General features: G+C 46.7%; 12 protein-coding genes. All 12 read left to right on the forward strand.

The window, feature by feature from the left end:
* The first annotated feature begins 223 nt into the window (after positions 1-223).
* The gene (locus BLS59_RS23330; RefSeq protein WP_091153126.1) at positions 224-853 is read left to right on the forward strand and encodes a Crp/Fnr family transcriptional regulator; all 630 of its coding nucleotides are present in this window, start codon (positions 224-226) and stop codon (positions 851-853) included.
* Positions 854-1,434: 581 nt separating this feature from the next.
* Positions 1,435-2,289 carry an RteC domain-containing protein gene (locus BLS59_RS23335; protein ID WP_162842758.1) on the forward strand — a complete coding sequence of 285 codons (855 nt, stop codon included), beginning with the start codon at positions 1,435-1,437 and terminating at the stop codon, positions 2,287-2,289.
* A 214-nt stretch (positions 2,290-2,503) separates the two neighbouring features.
* The gene (locus BLS59_RS23340; RefSeq protein ID WP_091153130.1) at positions 2,504-3,085 is read left to right on the forward strand and encodes an RNA polymerase sigma-70 factor; all 582 of its coding nucleotides are present in this window, start codon (positions 2,504-2,506) and stop codon (positions 3,083-3,085) included.
* 92 nt (positions 3,086-3,177) lie between these two features.
* A complete protein-coding gene (locus BLS59_RS32575; RefSeq protein WP_262492974.1) occupies positions 3,178-3,312 on the forward strand; it encodes a hypothetical protein in 135 nt (44 codons plus the stop codon).
* 584 nt (positions 3,313-3,896) lie between these two features.
* Positions 3,897-4,682 carry a FecR family protein gene (locus BLS59_RS23345; RefSeq protein ID WP_162842759.1) on the forward strand — a complete coding sequence of 262 codons (786 nt, stop codon included), beginning with the start codon at positions 3,897-3,899 and terminating at the stop codon, positions 4,680-4,682.
* Positions 4,683-4,899: 217 nt separating this feature from the next.
* On the forward strand, positions 4,900-8,196 hold the full coding sequence (locus tag BLS59_RS23350; RefSeq protein WP_091153134.1) for a SusC/RagA family TonB-linked outer membrane protein: 3,297 nt from the start codon (positions 4,900-4,902) through the stop codon (positions 8,194-8,196).
* Positions 8,197-8,206: 10 nt separating this feature from the next.
* Complete coding sequence (locus BLS59_RS23355) at positions 8,207-9,634, forward strand: RagB/SusD family nutrient uptake outer membrane protein (RefSeq protein ID WP_091153136.1); 1,428 nt, start codon at positions 8,207-8,209, stop codon at positions 9,632-9,634.
* 10 nt (positions 9,635-9,644) lie between these two features.
* A complete protein-coding gene (locus BLS59_RS23360) occupies positions 9,645-12,239 on the forward strand; it encodes a sugar-binding domain-containing protein (RefSeq protein ID WP_091153138.1) in 2,595 nt (864 codons plus the stop codon).
* Positions 12,227-14,875, forward strand: coding sequence for a prolyl oligopeptidase family serine peptidase (locus BLS59_RS23365; RefSeq protein ID WP_091153140.1), 2,649 nt, complete (start codon positions 12,227-12,229; stop codon positions 14,873-14,875). The genes BLS59_RS23360 and BLS59_RS23365 overlap by 13 nt, the downstream gene beginning before the upstream one ends.
* A gap of 144 nt (positions 14,876-15,019) precedes the next feature.
* A complete protein-coding gene (locus BLS59_RS23370; protein WP_091153142.1) occupies positions 15,020-16,537 on the forward strand; it encodes a serine hydrolase in 1,518 nt (505 codons plus the stop codon).
* 983 nt (positions 16,538-17,520) lie between these two features.
* Entirely contained in the window at positions 17,521-18,519 is a 999-nt protein-coding gene (locus BLS59_RS23380) for a type IV toxin-antitoxin system AbiEi family antitoxin (protein WP_091153147.1), read from the forward strand.
* The gene (locus BLS59_RS23385; protein ID WP_091153149.1) at positions 18,494-19,339 is read left to right on the forward strand and encodes a hypothetical protein; all 846 of its coding nucleotides are present in this window, start codon (positions 18,494-18,496) and stop codon (positions 19,337-19,339) included. Before BLS59_RS23380 ends, BLS59_RS23385 begins: the two co-directional genes overlap by 26 nt.
* The last annotated feature ends 241 nt before the right edge of the window (positions 19,340-19,580 follow it).

The raw sequence follows: 19,580 nt of genomic DNA on the forward strand, positions 1-19,580 counted from the left end.
TCTATGAAAGATGACATACTGAGGACTGTTAGTCACCTAATATATAACAGTAGTAGTTTTTTCAGTGGCCGCGCGAGGCGGTCAAGGTTAGTAATAGTTAATAATGATAACAGCACTTTGCCGGATGGCGGTGCTGTTTTTTTATCACCCTTTTTCCGGTTTCGCCTATGACCCTTTGCTACGCTTACAAATAATATTTACGAATTAACATCCCTACACTACTATGAGAGATAACGATGAGATCATCCGCAGACTTTTTAAGATACTATGCAGCTACAAAGAACAGCCGACGGCATTGCACGATTTTTTAAAGGTCGTGATGCCTGCTGGACTGAAGCCGCAGCGTGAGAAGCTGTTCGAACATAACGATATCGTAACGAACGCCATTTTTGTTTCGGACGGGCACGTCGCCGTCTATGGTTTCGATGGTCAGGGCGACCGTCAGCTGCTGAGCCTTTTGGGCAAGGATTCGATCATCGCCGGAAAAAGCTTTATGGAGCAGTCACCGTCAGAGTTCGAGCTGGTCGCATTGCCCGGTGCGTATCTGGCGACGATCAGCCATGACCATATGGATTATATCTATGCCAACTTCCCCGATGCGGAAGAACTCGCCCGGCTGATCATGGCCGCCAACCAGGAGAAGGCGGAAAAACGGCTGCACCTGCTCAAGCGTGATGCCGAAACGGTCATCCTGGATTTTTACCGGACAAATCCTGAATTCCTTAAAACAAACCTGCTGCTGGATATTGATCTGGCCTCGTATCTGCTCATTAGTGAGAAAACGCTTCGTAATGTCCGGATGAAACTATTTAGAGATGGTCGGCTTCAATCTGCTGATTTAAGTAATGGTTAAAAAATCGGCCAATTTAATTTAGTTTGTCCTTTTTGGGGACTCTGTTTCGCGGGCGTTTATTGATCTTGCAAAACTTAGAAAAACAGATCAATATGAAAGTAAGACTATTAAAACTGCTGCGACCACCGGACAGCACAAATTTAAAACCGGCGGAACTTAAAGCTCCAACTCTAGAATTAACTATATTTGCTGCAATAAACATTGTAGATAACAAGCAGCGATATTGTAGTTAACATATAGATATTTTTGATTGCGTCACTTACGCTTCCCAAAACGAAAAACTGGTAATTTTTTAATAGAGTGGGGAGAAGTGCAATGCCTGCGACTGCGCGGGCTTGCCTTTTCTGCTCTATAGGTATACCAGTACCTTCGTTTCAGATTTGGTATTGTCCCGCGCCGCCACTGGCGGCAATCGCAATGGTCAAGCTCCGGACCAGCCTCTGAAATTAAAACAAACTTTTATGGCCAATAATTGCAACGGATCACCGCTGCCAGAATGCTATTGGCCTGATGTTGTTTATTTACCAAAATCATAATCCCGTTTTATGTTATATACGATATGTTCCGAATTATATGAAGATATGGAAATCGCCCTGGGCGTGATCGATGATTCAACTGATACCTACGATCAAAAGCTCGTCAATTATCTGAACTGTGTCCGTCACTATTTAGCACTGCTCGAGCAATCAATCTCAGACCTTGGATTCCAAGATGATGAGCAAGAGATATACTTTCACAAATACATCTATCCCCGCTTTAACGCCTGTTATTTTTACCATGCAGAATTAACTCCTATACTTAAAGCTTTGCCAATTGGTACAGATGTCATGATCAGAGACTATTATATTCAGGAGCTTGGCTACCTTCATCGCGGTTTTAATCTCAATCGCTATCTGTATGAATACTTCCTGGCGGATGACGATGTAAAGGACGAGCCCTTCTTTTTGCATCGTAATTACTCAGCAGCAGCGCATGCTATGCTACCGGCATTTGCCAATCCAGCCTTTCTGACCAATCAGAGCCTTAGCTTTGCCAGGTTTATTGCTCACGAGCGCATGCAGCAATTTATAATCAGAAGGCTGCGCTTGCTGTATCAAAATCCTAATGACGTGTTCCTGGCTGGTCTGCTCAAAGGGAAAAGGCGCAGTTGGGACGGTGATAAGGTTGAACTGATTGAGATCGCCTATGGCATCTACTATACCCGTAGGATGAATGGCGGGGATGCGGATGTAAGTGATATCATTGAATGGCTGGAGGATAGTTTACAAATCGATTTGAGCCAGGCTTACCGGATCTTCTTGGATATCCGTCGCCGCAAAACGGTGAGTTTTACGAAATACCTGGACGAAATGCGGGATGCTATAGTTAAGCATATTGAGGAGTCGAACAGGTTTAAGGACAATAGGAAGAGGATTAAGAAAAATGAAGCATTTTAAAGGTAAATATTGGTTAGATAGCTGTTTGTCATTCCGGATATATCTGCCACCTAACGAAAAGATTACTGACAAGGTTGGGTCTTCCGTATTCAGCAGATGAATTCCAATACATCCATAAGGCTGTTTTTTCCCAGATAGTGTCAGAGGATCGCTCAAATCACCTGTCGTTTTTTATCGTTTGATAAATATTGACTAAGTTTAGGGCTATTTTTCAATGATGGCCGAAGTCCAGTCTTTTACCGATTATGAGCTTACCGTTCTTTTGAGCGAAGGGAATCACCTGGCTTATACGGTGCTCTATGAACGCTATTTCGGTGTACTCTACCTTCATGCAAGAAAAAAAATAAAGGATAACGAAGAAGCCAGGGACGCCGTGCAGGATACATTTATCTCTCTGTGGAGAAACAAGCTCGATCTAGATGCGTCCAAAGGTATCGCACCCTATCTCTATACTGCGCTTCGCAATAGGATTATCGATTTTTTCGCAAAACAGAGCGTCAACTCCAGGTACGTCAGTTCGTTATCGGAATTTGACCCGCAGAGCTACTGTGTTACTGATTATCTGATCAGAGAGAAACAGCTTATAGAAATAATCGACAGGGAAGTTCATCGGTTGCCGTTAAGGATGAAAGAAATTTTCGAGCTCAGCCGTAGGGACCACCTCAGCCACAAAGAGATTGCCGAGCGCCTTGACCTGTCCGAACACACGGTAAGGACACAGGTTAAGCAGGCCTTGCGCATTCTCAGGCGAAGATTGGGATTCCTGCTTTATATCTATATGATGACACGTTATTAATGGCTGTTAAACTATTTGTGATTTTCACTATTTGATGTGACACATTTAGCATCAGCTGACGCGACAATTTATTTTAATAATATATTTGACTCATGAACACCCTGAAACTCAATGACCAATATACCTTTGCGGTCGAGCGTTATGATCAACGGCTTAGATTGATCGTATCGGATGGCACGGATGAATGGGTTTGCCGGAAAGTTACTGCAAAAGAACTGACAGCATAGTTAAGTAATGACGAGATTCATCTGTTTAAAGGCCGCCTGCAACTGGACAAAGTGGGCAATGACATCATGGTAAAAGTAAAAGGAAATGAACTGGGATTGATACATTCCCAGGCTTTGTTACAGTTATCCAACCAAGTTTAGCTGTCGCGTAAACTTCTGGCGAATCTGTCGCATTATCTTCTGCAAAAAAACACTATTATCAAATAAATTTTAATTTTCTATACCCTATACCGCTTAGAAGTCCGTATTGACATTATACAGCAACAGGTATAATGGACAGACAACAGGCAAAAAAACTTTTGGAAAAGTACATCGCCGGCCGGTGCAGCGATGTGGAAAAGGCTATAGTGGAAAGCTGGTACCTCCAGACCGATTTCGCCGATGACCTTCCATCACACGGGGAAATTGAAGCGGCCAGGAAACTGACCGCCAAGGCCCTGCCCTCAAAGCGGCTCAGCAAAAGGCTATGGCCCCGGACTGCAGCCGCCGCGAGCATTGCGATCGCCGTTTCAGCGGCACTTTATTTCGGTCATCCAAACAGGCCGAAGCTTAAGACCGCCTCACTCGATGAGCTGCGGAATACCATGCCCGTAAGGGACGGTGTTTATTTAAATACCCGGAACGGCCCAACGGTAAATCTTTCAACCGCAAAATATCGGACCATCCGCTTTCCTGATGGGTCCGGTGCAAGGGCGTCGGCTGAAAATCTGGACTACACGCTGAAAAATGAAACCTCAACAGTCCATACCCTCACCAACAACAGCGCAGAGCGCTTTACCGTGACTTTAAACGACGGTACCCGGGCCAGTCTGGATATCGGCTCGTCGATAAGCTACCCGACTGCATTTTCAGGTACGTCCAGGGAAGTGAATGTCACGGGACAGACCTACTTTGAGGTTGCACATGACAGTAAGAGGCCTTTCCGGGTCAGAACCAGGGAAACTGTTATCGAGGATATCGGTACAGCCTTCAATATCGATGCCTATGGCCCCGAAGTCCTGACTACACTTGTTGAAGGCGCGGCCAGTGTCAGGGCAGCTCATATCAAAACGATATTAAGGCAGGGAGAACAGGCCAGAAGTACCTCTGCCGGTATAGAGAAGCTCAATGCAGATCTGGAATCCGTAACAGACTGGCTGCAGAACGACATCACTTTTAACCATGAGCTGCTCAACAGCATCCTGTTCAGGGTCGGACGGATTTATAACGTCAGCTTTATATGGCAGGAAGACAGTCTTAAAGAACTCCGCTTCAACGGATCTGTTAGCCGCAAGAAAAAGCTGGCCAACGTGCTGGATTACATCCGTAAAACCGGGCCTGTTGACTTTGTAGCCATTGAGGGAAAGATCAAAGTGGTTAGGAAAAAATAAGCTGCAGTATACCGACTGAGATCCGAACATAAAAACCAAGCCTATAGGTCAAAAAAACAGCAATAGCCAGAGCTGGCAAAAGTACCAAAGCAAAAAAAACGCATTCCGGGTCCGACCCCGGAATGCGCAAAATGTCCGGTACCTTCCCCGGGGCAAGGCCCTGAAGGGAAAAAATAATTCATTTAGACAACGAACCAAAAACCGAACAACCAAATTTATGAATTTAAATGTATTGTACATACATGGTGCATCCTATAGGAATGCGCTGCGTAAAATACTCTTAGTGATGAAGATCGCAATTTTCCTGATGATGATATCGGCCATAGCCATCAGTGCCAAGTCTCTTGCCCAAAGGGTTACCCTTGATGAGAAAAACGCCAGCCTGCAGCGCATACTCCGTGAAATCCGGCAGCAGACAGGCTATGATTTTGTGTATGGTGAAGATGTAGTCTCCGCTGCAGGCCCGGTAAGTATCCGAGTCAAAAACATCGGAATTGAACACACCATGCAGCTGCTTTTTGACGGAAGGGCTATTGCCTACTCGATAGAAGACAGGACCATCCTACTCACCAGAAAGGAAAGGTCAACGGACCGCAAAAAACAGATAGATTTCCGGGGCAGGGTGCTCAATGAGCGCAAAGAGGGGCTCGCGGGGGTAACCATAAAAGTCTCCGATGGATCAAAGTCAACGATCTCGGGGGCAGACGGTTCCTTCGAACTCAGATCCATCGACGAAAACTTATCCATATCATTTTCTTATATCGGTTACCAGACCAAAAACGTCCCTGCAAACAGCCTTGACCGGGTGATCGTTCTGGAAACCAGCAATTCAAAACTCGATGAGGTCCAGATACAGGCTTATGGCATCACCTCACAGCGTCTGGGTACGGGGGATATCGGAACCCTGAAATCAGCGGCAATCGAAAAGCAGCCCGTGATCAATCCCCTTCAGGCCATCCAGGGCCGGATTGCCGGCGTTGAGATCAGCCAGGAAACAGGCATGCCCGGCTCGGCGTTCAAAGTGCAGATCAGAGGGCAGAACAGCATTGCCAACGGCAGCGATCCCTTGTATGTCGTGGACGGTGTCCCTTACACGATGGACCTGTTAATAACCCAGGGACAGGGCCTTTTGGGCGGAAACTCCCAGGGGACGGCCGGTAATGCCCTGAATTACCTGAATATCGGCGAGATCGAAAGCATTGATGTGCTCAAAGATGCCGACGCGACCTCAATCTATGGAAGCAGGGGTGCCAACGGTGTAATACTGATCACCACGAAAAAAGGCAAAGCAGGGCCTTTGACGGCCCGGCTGAACATATCGGGCGGTTTTAGTAAAGTTCCCGGCAAACTCGACCTGCTCAATACCCAGGAATATATACAGATGAGAACAGAAGCCCTTGCGAACGATAACATCACTCCGGATAATAGCAATGCTTATGATATCCTGCTTTACGATAAGACCAGAAACACGGACTGGCAGGAGGAGATCATTGGCAAAGATGCCAGCTTCAGCAAAGCGCAGCTCTCGCTGTCGGGCGGAAACGAAACGACCCAATATACTGTCGGCAGCTTTTATAGCCGGCAGGGCACGGTTTTCCGAGGTGACTTCTCGGATGTCAACAAAGGTCTCAATTTCAATATCGGCAGCCATTCGGCCGATTCGAAGTTTAGCATGATGCTTTCGGGCTCCTATCTGATCAGCGCATCGAAATTGCCCGGAGGTGATCTGACGCGCTACATTTTCCTGCCGCCCAATGCACCCGATATGGTGAAACCGGATAATTCGCTGAACTACACCAATATCCCGGTCAATTACGTATCGTTTTTGCGCAAAAGCTTCGCAAGGGCTGTAAACAACCTGGTGGGCAATGTTGCCCTTGCCTATCAGGTGATGCCAGGCCTGGAGATCAGAACCAGCATGGGTTATACAAATATAAGCTTAAATGAAACCCTGCTTACCCCCGGAACGGCCATCAACCAGGCTCTGATCGCTTTTATTCCCAGAACGGCAACTTTTACGGACAATAAGTCCTCTTCCTGGATAATCGAGCCACAGATCAATTATTCCAGGACTTATGGCGCGCATAAAATTGCGCTGCTGGCGGGCATGAGCTTTCAGTCCAACGATGCAGAGGGGGAAATCTTGAACGCTTACGGGTTTACCAGTGATAACCAGCTGCTCAATCCCCAGGCAGCGCCTAACCTGGAAGTACGCAACCAGGCCAACAGCTACCGCTACGCTGCCGGATTTACCCGCCTGAATTACAACTATAGCGACAAATTTATCCTTAACCTGAGTGCGAGGCGGGACGGAAGCAGCCGCTTTGGTGCAGAACGCAGGTTCAGCAACTTTGCCTCCGTCGGTTCAGCTTACCTTTTTTCACAGGAAAAATTCATCAGAGACGGTTTGCCATGGCTTTCTTTCGGAAAACTGCGCGCATCTTACGGCATTACCGGTAATGACCAGATCAGTGACTATCGCTACATGACCCTTTACAGCAATTATTTCAGCAGCTATCAGGGCGTGCGGGGCCTGACCCCGGATAACCTTGCCAATCCCGAACTGGCCTGGGAAAAAACAGGAAAATCCGAAATCGGCCTGGATCTTGGTTTTTTTAAGGACCGCATCATACTCAGCGCAAACTATTACAGGAACCGTTCCTCAAACCAGCTTTTGGCCTACCCGCTCTCCAGCGTAACCGGATTTGAAAGTATCGACGTTAATTTTGGAGCCAAAGTGGAAAACAGGGGACTTGAATTCTCCCTGACCACCAAGAATATTTCGAAAGAACATTTCTCCTGGCAGACTTCACTTAACCTTTCCAGCAGACGAAACCGTCTGGTTCAGTTTGATGAGCTGGCGAGCAGCTCCTATGCGAGTTACCTGATCATCGGACAACCAGTTTATATCGGCAAATCCTATGACTACGCCGGTGTCAATCCGGCCACGGGCCTTTATGAATTTTATACTTCGGACGGAAGCAAAAGCAGTACGCCCTCGCCCACAACCGATAGAACCTACCTTTTTGACAGGACGCCGGATTTCTCCGGCGGGTTGACAAATAGCATTACCTATCACCGCTTTGACCTTGATTTTACATTCCAGTTCGTCAAACAACAGGGCAGCATTACGCCTTTTGCCATACCCGGAGTGCTCAACGGTAACCAACCCAGCAGCGTGCTGGACCGCTGGCAAAAACCCGGCGATCCGGCAACGGTTCAAAAATTTACGACCGTCTTTGGCAGTGATGCCTATAACAGCTATATGATTTACCAGGGCAGCAGCGGCCTTTTGACCGATGCTTCTTTCATCAGGCTCAAAAACCTGTCTCTGGGCTATAGCCTGCCTGAAAAATTCCTGAAGAAAATCGGTGTCGGGCAGACCCGTTTGTCCCTTCAGGGCCAGAACCTGCTCACCATAACAGGCTATAAGGGAAGAGATCCGGAAAATCAGAGCTTCACGAACCTGCCGCCGCTTTTCACCATGACCGCAGGACTACAGGTAACATTTTAAAATTACAGCGATGAAAAAGAAACTCAACACCATAAAACACATCCTATTCACCCTTTCCGGACTGGCTTTATTTTCCGGACTGGTATCCTGCAAAAAGTTTGTCGATATCTCTGCTCCGCAGACCCGGCTCGTCCAGGACAACGTCTATGCGGTAGATGCAACAGCAGCAGGGGTCCTGACCGGAATTTATACCGGCTTAAACCTGGGCAGCCCCGCAACCGGGCAGTCGGGCATCTCCCTGAGAGCAGGCCTGTCCTCGGATGAGCTGACCTATCAGCAGCAATCCTTCAACACCCAGCTGGAGGGGTTTTACCTCAACGCACTCAATGCAAGTGCAACCGACGCTGTACTCTGGCGCGATAGTTATAGATATATCAACATTGCCAATACTGCGCTGGAAGGGTTAAATTCCTCTACCACCTTGACCCCGGCAGTAAAACAGCAGCTCACCGGGGAGGCTTTATTCCTGCGCGCCTTTCTTCACTTTTACCTGGTCAATCTTTTTGGCGATGTACCACTGGTCACCTCTTCAGACTACCGGATCAATAACAGCATTTCGCGTTCGCCAACACAGGCGGTGTACGAACAGATCCTTTCCGACCTGAAAGCGGCACAGGGCCTGTTGAGCACCGATTACCGGGCGGCCAATATTACCACAGCCACCCTTGACCGCGTGCGCCCGAACCAGGCTGCCGCTTCCGCCTTACTGGCAAGAGTATATCTTTATCTTGGTGACTGGGCGAATGCGGAGATCCAGTCGGGAACACTCATATCCAACACCTCCACTTATTCACTTACAGCACTGAACAATGTCTTTCTGACCGAAAGCCGGGAAGCCATCTGGCAACTGGCAGGAGTTGATGAAAACCTGAACACCCTTGAAGGGCAGCTTTTTATTCTAAACGGCCCCCCGGATTATGATCACCCGGTTTCATTAAGCAATACGCTCTTACAGAGTTTCGAGCCCTCAGATCGGCGAAAAACAGACTGGATCGGCCATCTGGACGATAACGGCACCGAGTACTACTACCCCAACAAATACAAAGTTTCCTTCGGGACACCGGTAACCGAACAGCTTACCGTTTTGCGCCTTGCCGAACAGTACCTGATCCGCGCCGAGGCCCGGGCGCAGCTGGGCAAATTATCCCAGTCCAGGGATGACCTCAATGCGGTGCGTTCCCGGGCAGGACTGCTCCCGACAGCTGAAAACGACCAACAAAACCTGCTTAAACTGATTTATCACGAACGGCAGGTCGAACTCTTTACCGAATGGGGACACCGCTGGCTGGACCTGAAAAGGACCGGTACAGCCGATGCTGTTATGACCACTGCGTCCACAGCCAAGGGAACCAGCTGGAAAACCACCGCGCAGCTTTACCCAATTCCGCAAACAGACATAGACCGAGACGCTAACCTTAAACAAAATTCAGGCTACTAAACGATAAAACATGACACGCAAAACCTTATTAACCCTACTGATTTCAGTAGGGCTCTGCCTATTGCTGCCCAACAGTTCACTAATGGCCCAGCAGAACTGGGAAGTGAAGCCCATTCCCATTACCACACCATGGACGGACAAAGTAAGGCCGGAAAAGCCGCTTGATGTCTATCCAAGGCCCCAGTTGCAAAGGCAGAACTGGACAAACCTGAACGGGCTGTGGACCTATGCTATTACCGGTCCATCAGTCTCCTCAATGCCCCAAAAAACCGACGGAAGAATACTGGTCCCCTATCCCCTTGAATCTGCACTATCAGGGGTGCAGCGTGCCCTGAAGCCCCAGGACGTGCTCTGGTATAAAAGAACCTTCAGCCATTCAAAATCCACCGGAAACAGGACCATTTTGAATTTCGGAGCGGTAGACCAGATTGCAACCGTTTTTCTCAACGGGAAACGCGTCGGCGAGCATGAGGGCGGTTTTAGCAGCTTTTCTTTCGATATAACGCCTTACCTGACCGGGGGCAAAAATGAACTCGTAGTAAAGGTACTGGATGCAACAGATGCCGGACATTACCCCAAAGGCAAACAGACCCTCCAGCCGTCGGGAATGTATTATACCTCAACCAGTGGGATCTGGCAGACGGTGTGGCTCGAAGAGATTCCGGAAAAACACATCTCCGGTATCACCATCACCCCCGACATCGACCGCGAAGCTGTAAATGTAACCGTTAGCTCAAAAGCTGCTTCCCCGGTTACCCTGCAGGTGTCAGGCCGCACGATTACCGCAAGAACAAACCAGCTTATCCGTATTCCGGTAGCCAATGCGAAGCTGTGGACACCAGAAGCACCTTTTCTTTATCAGCTGAAGATAACCCTGGGCAGGGACGTGGTCAAAAGTTATTTTGGGATGCGGAAAATCGCCGTGAGGGAAAACGGAAAAGGAAGGGCTGATATCGAACTCAACAACAGACCTTACTATAATCTTGCTGTGCTTGATCAGGGCTTCTGGCCCGATGGCCTGTATACTGCCCCAACCGACGAGGCGCTTGCCTTTGACATCAAGGCGATAAAGGCGATGGGTTTCAACACCATCCGCAAGCACATCAAAGTTGAGCCGGAAAGATGGTATTACGACTGCGACCGGCTGGGAATGCTGGTATGGCAGGATATGGTCAACCCCCCGGACGGTTCAAACGAAGCAAAGTCGGCATTTGAAGAAGATACGCAGCGAACCATTGCCATGCTCTACAACCACCCTTCAGTCGTAAGCTGGGTAGTTTTCAATGAAGGCTGGGGCGCATATGATCAGGCACGTATCACCGCATGGGTTAAAACGCTGGACAAAACCCGGATCATCAACGGACATACGGGGGAGAACTACTACAGATCCTCCCCGTCAGACACACTGGCCAAATGGGCAAACAGTGACCTCACGGATATACATGCCTACCCCGACCCAAAACTTCCGCCAAAATTAAATGCAAAGGCCATGGTATTGGGCGAGTTCGGCGGCGTCAGTGCCCTAGCCGTGGGGCATCAGTGGAACGATACCGGCGGCTGGGGCTACATCAAGGTCGATATGGACAGCCTGTCCAAGGTTTACCGCGATATGACCGATCAGCTGATGGAGTTTAAGCAACAGGGGCTTGCCGGATCAGTCTATACCCAGCCGTTTGATGTGGAATCCGAACAGAACGGACTCATTACCTACGACAGGCGCAGCATAAAAATCCCCCTTGCTGCGCTCGCAGAAATCAACAGCCGGATTACCGGAAACAGCACACGCTATTATCCGGACATTATCTCCTCGGCGGCGGCATCAGAGGGCAGGCTCTATCTTCTGGCCAAAGCTGAATATCACAGGGGCAAACGGGATTCCTTAAGCTTGAGACAGCTGGCCGGCATGGCCTTCAGGGTCAATGATACACTTCTTTATAGAAAAGTTACACAGGACTATCTGAAGACGATAACACAGCCTTCTTCAGAAGAAAACCTCAGGCTTTTGGGCAAAGTTACCACCTCGATGGCAGACCCCGCATTTTATCTGCTGATTTCCAATGCCGATCGGATCATGGCAGACCCTGCCCTGGGAAATCTTCTGGAGAAACTAAAACAGATCATCAATGAAAAAGAAATCAACCAGAGAAAAGAGCCTATAAACTCCATTGCGGCCTGGGACAGCATACGGGTTTCGGTTAGAGACAAATATGGGATTTTCGCCGATGAGATTGTTGTCCGAACACAGATCGCTACCCTACAGGGGCAGCACAAATGGTCCGACATGGCAACCGTGGCCGCGCCCTATTTCAAAAGGTTCTCAGCGAACATGTCTCCCTCTTTCCTGAACGGTATCGCATGGGACATATTCCTTCATATCGATGATGAACAGGCTTTAAAAAATGCACTGGAGTGGGCTGAAATTGCCGTCAAAAGAGAGTACAATCCAGAATACATCGATACCTATGCCAACCTGCTCCACAAGCTCGGCGACAGGGACAAGGCCATAAAGTGGGAAGAAGAGGCAATCAGACTTGCCCCCGATATCAAAGAATTCCCAAAAAATCTTGAACTGATGAAAAAAGGCGAAAAGACATGGGCTCCGTAGGCAGATACATCCTTAATTCAAAACCGAATGCCGCCACGTTAATCTGGACGGCCTTTATATGGCTGTGCCCACTGCTCCTCTGCGCTCAGAAAAAGCCGCTGGAGAACAGGCACTATCCCGAGTGGTCGACAGATTACAAGCCCAGGATGAGCAGAAACGGAGAATATGCAGTATATCAGCTGCAGCATAAATGGCTCCTATATAACCTGGGCAGCTCGGCCCGGTTCATAAAGGAGCTGCCCGCAGGTGAACCCGAATTTATGCCCGACAGTAAAAATCTTCTGCTCAAAGACGCTCAAGATACCCTTCATATCTATGCATTAAACAAAACGCTGACCGAAAAAAAGATATGCGGTGTCGGAGACTGGGCTTTTTCACCGGATAAATTGATCTATATCAAAAGCGCAGATAAATCCCTGCACGTATCTGAACTTTCGAGCAGCAGTGAAACGGTGATCGGCAATGTTGCTTCCTTTAAAATGAGCAGCGATAGGTCAAGGCTTGCTTACCTTTCCGCCAGTGATGGGAAATCGATCGGTACGCTGAACATAAAAAATCCAGCCGTTTCAAAAGAAACCGTCTTCCGGGATCCGGTCACGGAGTATCTTCTGTCCGCTAACGGGAGACATATCGCTGCCAGCACAGAAGGATCCAGCGGCCAGATTGAAATTAGCCTATTGGACACCTATAAAGAAACGCAGATCAAAACCACACCTTTGCTGCGAAAACTGGGCGCTTACGGGCTTTCCGAGAATAGTTTCTGGTTTTCTCCTGCCGGCGATCAGCTGTTTTTTATGGGCGACAGCCTTGCCGGCCCGGAGAAAGATACCCTGAACAAGCCCAATTCACCCGTGGAAGTCTGGCACTATAAGGACAGAGAACTTCAATCCATGCAGGTAAACGAAACAGGCCAGGCTGAAAAAATGACGGCTGTTTATGACCTGGGTAAGGAAAAGCTCCAGATCATCAACCATTCGGGAGAAGATGCCATATCGGTCAGGGAAATAAACAACAACGGCTATCATTTAGTTTTTTCCAGGACCACCGTATTTGAATCGGGGTGGGACGAGCGCAATAAGGTCAGCTGCTGGCTGCTTTGCTCCTCAAGCGGGAAACGCACGGCCGTTTTTCAAAAAGTGGGAATTCCCTTTCATACCCAGATTTCGCCCGATGGGCGGTTTGTAATCTGGTACGACAATGAAAAACACGCTTACTTCAGTTTCAGCATCTCCAGCCATATAACCAGGAAACTCGACCTGGCCGCCGGAAATATTCCGGATTTTACCGGGGAGGACCCGTCACTTTCTTCCTCACCGCCTTATGGGCTGTGCGGCTGGTCAAAAGATGGGAAGACATTTTTTATTTATGACCGCTTTGATATCTGGCAGCTGGATCCTTCGGGAGCAGCCAAACCGGTCTGCCTTACCGCGAGGTGGGGAGCAGAGCACCGGATCAGGCTCAGGCTTCCATCGGCAGAAGGCAGCTCGGCAGCTAAGACCATTGATCCCGCAGACGGCCTGATCCTGAAAGCCTTTGATGTCAATACCAAAGAAAGCGGATTTGTCAAAGCAGATTTCAGTTCCGGGACTGCGTTGACTACGCTTTATATGGGGCCTTATGTATTTTCCGACCTTACCTATTCCCCTGGCACCGGCTCCTACATCCTCTGTAGGTCCAGTGAAAACGAAGCCCCGAATATTTTTTGGTCAGGGGACCTTCGGAACTTTAAGCAGCTCAGCGGTTTCGCCCCCCAGAAACAGGTCAACTGGATGACCAGCGAACTGATCAGACTGAAGCGACATGACGGCTCGTGGGGAAAGGCGATCCTTTATAAGCCCGAAAACTTTGATGCAGCCAAAAAATACCCTGCAATCGTTCATTTTTATGAAAAGAGAAGTGATCAGCTGCATAGCTTTTTACTGCCCGCACTCAGCCGCGCAGAGATAAATATCCCCTTTTATGTCAGCAATGGCTATCTGGTCCTGGTTCCGGATATCGACTACGCCGGGGACTCGCTCGGCAGGGCTGCTGTTAAATGCGTACAGCCTGGTATAGACTATCTGAAAAACCTGGATTTTGTGGACGAAAAGGCGATTGGTCTGCAGGGACATTCATTTGGCGCTTATGAAGCCAATTTTATCCTTACGCAAACCTCGGACATTGCCGCGGCCTGCTCCGCGGCAGGACTCTGCGATCTGATCTCCGCGTCAACGACGCTATCCCTTGATGGCAAGCCGCATTATACCCTGTACGACCTTGGCCAGATGCGCAAAAACCGTCCGGTATGGCAGAACCCCGAGAGCTACATTAGAGATTCGCCACTGTTTTATGCCAACAGGATAAGTTCACCGTTGCTTTTAATGCACAACAGGAATGATCCCAACGTCAACTTTGATCAGGACGTACAGTTGTTTTTGACTCTGAGAAGACTGCAGAAACCTGTGTGGCTGCTGCAGTATCCCAATTCGGGCCATTTTGCCTATGCACCCGATGAAAAGGATTTTAGTATCAGAATGCTGCAGTTTTTTGACCATTTCCTGAAACATAAGCCTGCCCCGGTCTGGCTGTCAAAGGGCATACCGGCATCCAGGAGCAAAATCGACAGTGGCCTGGAGTACGAAGTGACGCCTGACTGATATCTAGACCGGGCCTTGAAAAACAGTGGAGGTGCAACGTTCCGCCAAAATCGGTGTCTATTACCATAAGAAATTTTTATCCTGCGGGGTCTGATGAGCTGATGAATCTCTACCTCTGCCAACATTTAAAAAAAACAGATTACAATGATGAACAAGATGGCTTTTATATTTTACCTTTTGATTTTAAAGGAACTGCCGGTATCCGCACAGACCAGGCAGGAAAAAATTGGCGATTACTTCCAGGCATTGGTCAACAATCAGCAGTTCAGCGGAAATGTACTGGTCGTGGAAAACGACACCGTGGTTTACCAGAAGTCCTTTGGCTATGCAGACCATACCACAGGAACACCGAATACCCCCAACATTACTTTTCCCATTGCGAGCATTACAAAGATCTTTACAGCGACGGCAATTCTTCAGCTGAAAGAAAAAGGGCTGCTCAGCATATCAGAACCTGTCAACAGGTATCTGCCAGAGTTCCCATACCCGGAAGTCACGGTCGGGCACCTGCTTTCCCATACCTCCGGCCTTCCGCCTTACAATGCTTTCTTCGACAAGGACAAAAAGGAAAACCCGGACAGGGTCTTCACAAACAAAGATTTTATTCCAGGGGTTGTGCTGAATAGGAAACCCCTTATCTACCAGCCCGGGGAAAAGGGAAATTATGATAACATCAACTACCTGGTCCTGGCCCTGATCGTAGAAAAGCTGTCGGGAAAGACCTATGGGAACTACATCAAAAAAAACATTCTCCAGCCTGCGGGAATGAAGGAAACATCGCTTTTTCCCTTACCGCAACAATTTAACAGGCCAGAAATAAAAAACTATGCTTACCCGCACGTCTATCTGCATCTTTACGATAAAGCACCTGTGAGATCTAATTCTATCCCTTATGTTAAGGAATATTGGCATGCATATGGTTTCAGGGGATTTGCTGACTACGTAAGCACCATCAACGATCTGTGGAAATTTGATCAAGCTTTGTACAAAAACACCTTACTAAAGCAGCAAACCCTGGATGACGCATTCGTGCCGGTAAAACTAAATAATGGTCAAAATAACTCCGACAACTTCGGATTAGGATGGGAAGTCGAAAAAGATAGCTCGATCGGGAAGATGGTTTACCACAGCGGTGCCGCAATGGGCCTCAGTTCTAATATATTAAGGAACGTTACCAGGCATCAAACTGTCATCATATTTGATAATACACATTTCAATGCACACGAAAATGCCACCAAATTAATGATGCTTTTAAATGATCAGAAAGTTGATAGACCCAAACGAAGTATTGCAAAGCTATATGGAAACGTCTTAATGACAAAAGGGGCCGCTGCGGCAAGGGAAGCCTTGGACGCATTCAGAAAAGACACGGCTAACTATTATCTGAGTGAAGACGAAATGAACTCGCTCGGTTATGACTTTACAGGAAATAACAATCCTTATCATTTACCGGAACAACATTTATATAAGCAAGCAATAGAAACGTTTAAAACCAACGTTAATTTGTTCCCGAACAGCTGGAATGCTTATGATAGTTACGCGGAAGCATTATTAGCGGACGGTCAAAAAGAAGAAGCGAGAAAAATGTATCAAAGATCAATTGAACTCAATCCGAAGAATGAGAATGGTAAAAAAGTGCTGCAACAAATTTCGGGTCGGTGAGGCATTTATAACCGCTTTGGACTGAAGTTTATGTCGATCAGGCACAGCTATTAGCTTATTAAGAAAAGCTGAACTTATTAGAGCTGCGATGACGTGACTTGCTTTCCCACTATAAGTTCAGCACGAATCAGATAGATAAACTTGATCCTTAACTGGCAGAGGATGTTGTTAAAATGTTGGCCTTACGCTACCGCAAATAAACAATCCCACTACCGTCCTGCCTTTTAAGGCAATCGATCAGTCCTTTCGTTTCTCTAGCACCTGAATGCTGATGACGCCATCGGCCAATTGGAGCACCGGGTTTCACGGATATGCACGTTCTCGATTTAATTTATGAATGGCTCAAATGGACATCGAGGTGTACTTATTCTACCTTCCTCCCAGAGTTGTACAGTTGAAGGATCGACATTCAATATCTTTGCAAAACGCTTTAGACTGAGTCCATTCGTATATCTATAAAATTTAATTTTGCCTTTGAGATAAGAGGTGTCGAGTTCAAAGGGTAAATACCCTAAAAACTCAGCAATACGAGGATAGTTAATTTGAGGCTCACTTCTATGGTTTTCCCAATACGTGATACAGTCTTCACTCACCTTAAAAATTTTTGCAACATCTGCTTGAAACAAATTGAGCTCGAGCCTTTTTTTCTTATATGTTCACCGATAGTAACAGGTTTTTTCGGGTATGATACATGCGTCGGTTTTCGGGTTTGGCTTTGAAACCACAAACAGGGCAACGCATGTATGTCGTTTTGCAGGAAGCGTTCAACCCGAAAAAGGATGGGTGAAATGCTCGAAATCACATTCTCAAGGTATTTTTTCGATCTAGTACGCTTTTGCCGATTTATTGCTATTGGGTTGTGTCGACTTGTTCTTGTCTTTTATAATTCAATAGCTGCGGGGGAATTATTATCGGCAATTATTTGGAATTGTAATTTGTTCACTTTAAATTAGTGTTCACAAATTAGTGAACAAAGATATTTAATGAACACGAGCGAGCATGTTTTATATAAGGCGATCAATGCGCTGGAGGAACGGACCGGCCTTAAAGCCCGATGGTACGCAAGCCTACGTGATAAAAATCTGGACGGTCGCTTGGAGATCAAAAGCGAGGATCAAAAGAATGCTTTTCATGCTGTCGTAAAGAAAGAGATAAGGAATACGCATCTGGCCAATTTTTTGCAATTAAAAGTGGAGCACGAGGATCTCATTATCATTGCTGAAACGATTTTTCCGGCGATCCGTGAACAGCTAAGAAAAATGGGATTGAATTACCTGGATGTAGGAGGCAATTGCTACCTAAAGAAAAACGATTGGTATTTTTTGATCGAGGGTTTTAAAACAGAAGCGCCGCCGGTGGTTAACAAAGACAGAGCGTTTACAAAAACCGGTCTTCTACTACTGTTCCATTTCCTGAATGATCCGACCTATCTCAATACTACTTATCGGGAAATGGCAGAAACCTATGATATTGCACTGGGTAACATTAATTACATCATCAATAGCCTAAAAGAGCAGAACTACCTTGTAAGGTTAAATAAAAAAGAGCTCAAACTTATCCGCAAAAAAGAGCTGTTCGATGAGTGGATAACTGCTTATGAACAGAAACTGAAGCCTACACTATTCATGGGAAATTTCAGGTTCTTAAATGGCCAGGATAAAGAGTGGGCCAAAATTCCTATAAAAAACTCAGAAACCCAGTGGGGTGAAGAACCTGCTGCAAACTTACTCACCGGCTATCTGAAACCAGGGAAGTTAGCCATGTATACGACCGATGATAAAACAAACCTTATCAAAAAGTACAAACTACTGCCGGATGATAACGGCAAGCTGACGATCTATCGAAAATTTTGGAAATTCAATACCCTGGGTGATACAGTCCCCCCGCTGTTGGTTTATGCCGACCTGATCAATTCTGGCGATGCCCGTAATATAGAAACCGCTAACCGCATCTACGATGGACTACTTAAAGATCAATTTTGATGAACTCCGCTTCGGGGGGATGAAGGAAACCATCGATGCGCTGGAAAGGGCGTTTCAAAAATTTGAGATCGATTTTTACCTAATTGGCGCATTCGCGCGCGATATTTGGATGAATCATCTAGATCATCTGCCTACAAGACGTACAACCTATGATATCGATTTTTCGATATACATCCATAAAATAGAACAATTCCAGGAATTAAAAGACTATTTGGAACAGGTTGAGGGCTTCAAAAGAACAGATGAGCCTTATCGATTGCTCAGCCCTGATCAAACTATCGTCGATCTCATTCCGTTCGGAGGGGTAGAACAAAACAACATGGTCTATCTGGAAGGACATCCACCTATGGATCTGTCCGTTTTTGGCAATATGCAAGTATTAGCGCATGCAAAAACTATCATTGCCAATGGGTCTGAATTCAAGGTCTGCACATTGGCTGGACTATGCATCTTAAAACTGGTAGCGGGAAATGAAAGAGCGGAAAGATTCGAGAAAGATATGGGGGATTTCTACTATATCTTGGTAAACTATATGGAAATAGCAGGCGACACTCTTTTCGATGTTGAACACGAAGATTTAATTGACGAAGATTTCGAACCCCAAATTGCTGCTGTTAAAATATTGGCTCGACAAATGGTGCCGATTTTAAAAGAATCCTTAGAATTACAAGAAAGAATATTTGCAATCTTTTTTAAATTAAAAGAAGGCTTCGATGATCGAGAAATAAATGAAATGCATGAACTAGAGCCTCAGGATAAAAAAATTCGCCGTTTAAAACTAGTTAGTAGTCTTAATGATGAGTTAAAAAGTCAATTATAAGTACGCGTATCTTTGTTTTAGCTATTTGGTTAATACCATAAGTAGCTTATTGAGCAATTTTGTTTTTGCTAACAATTGTAATTTTAACTAAGTTCTTTAGTAACTTGCATTATATACTCTTCATATGTTTAAATTTGGCCAACCTGAACTGATTGTTTCGTTACTTAATGACCCTATAATGGGTATACCGCTGAAATTGATCAGACGTTCCGCGGCAACATGGAAATGTGTTCTGCCGATA

It is taken from the genome of Mucilaginibacter pineti (genome assembly GCF_900101875.1).
Classification (GTDB): Bacteria; Bacteroidota; Bacteroidia; order Sphingobacteriales; family Sphingobacteriaceae; genus Mucilaginibacter; species Mucilaginibacter pineti.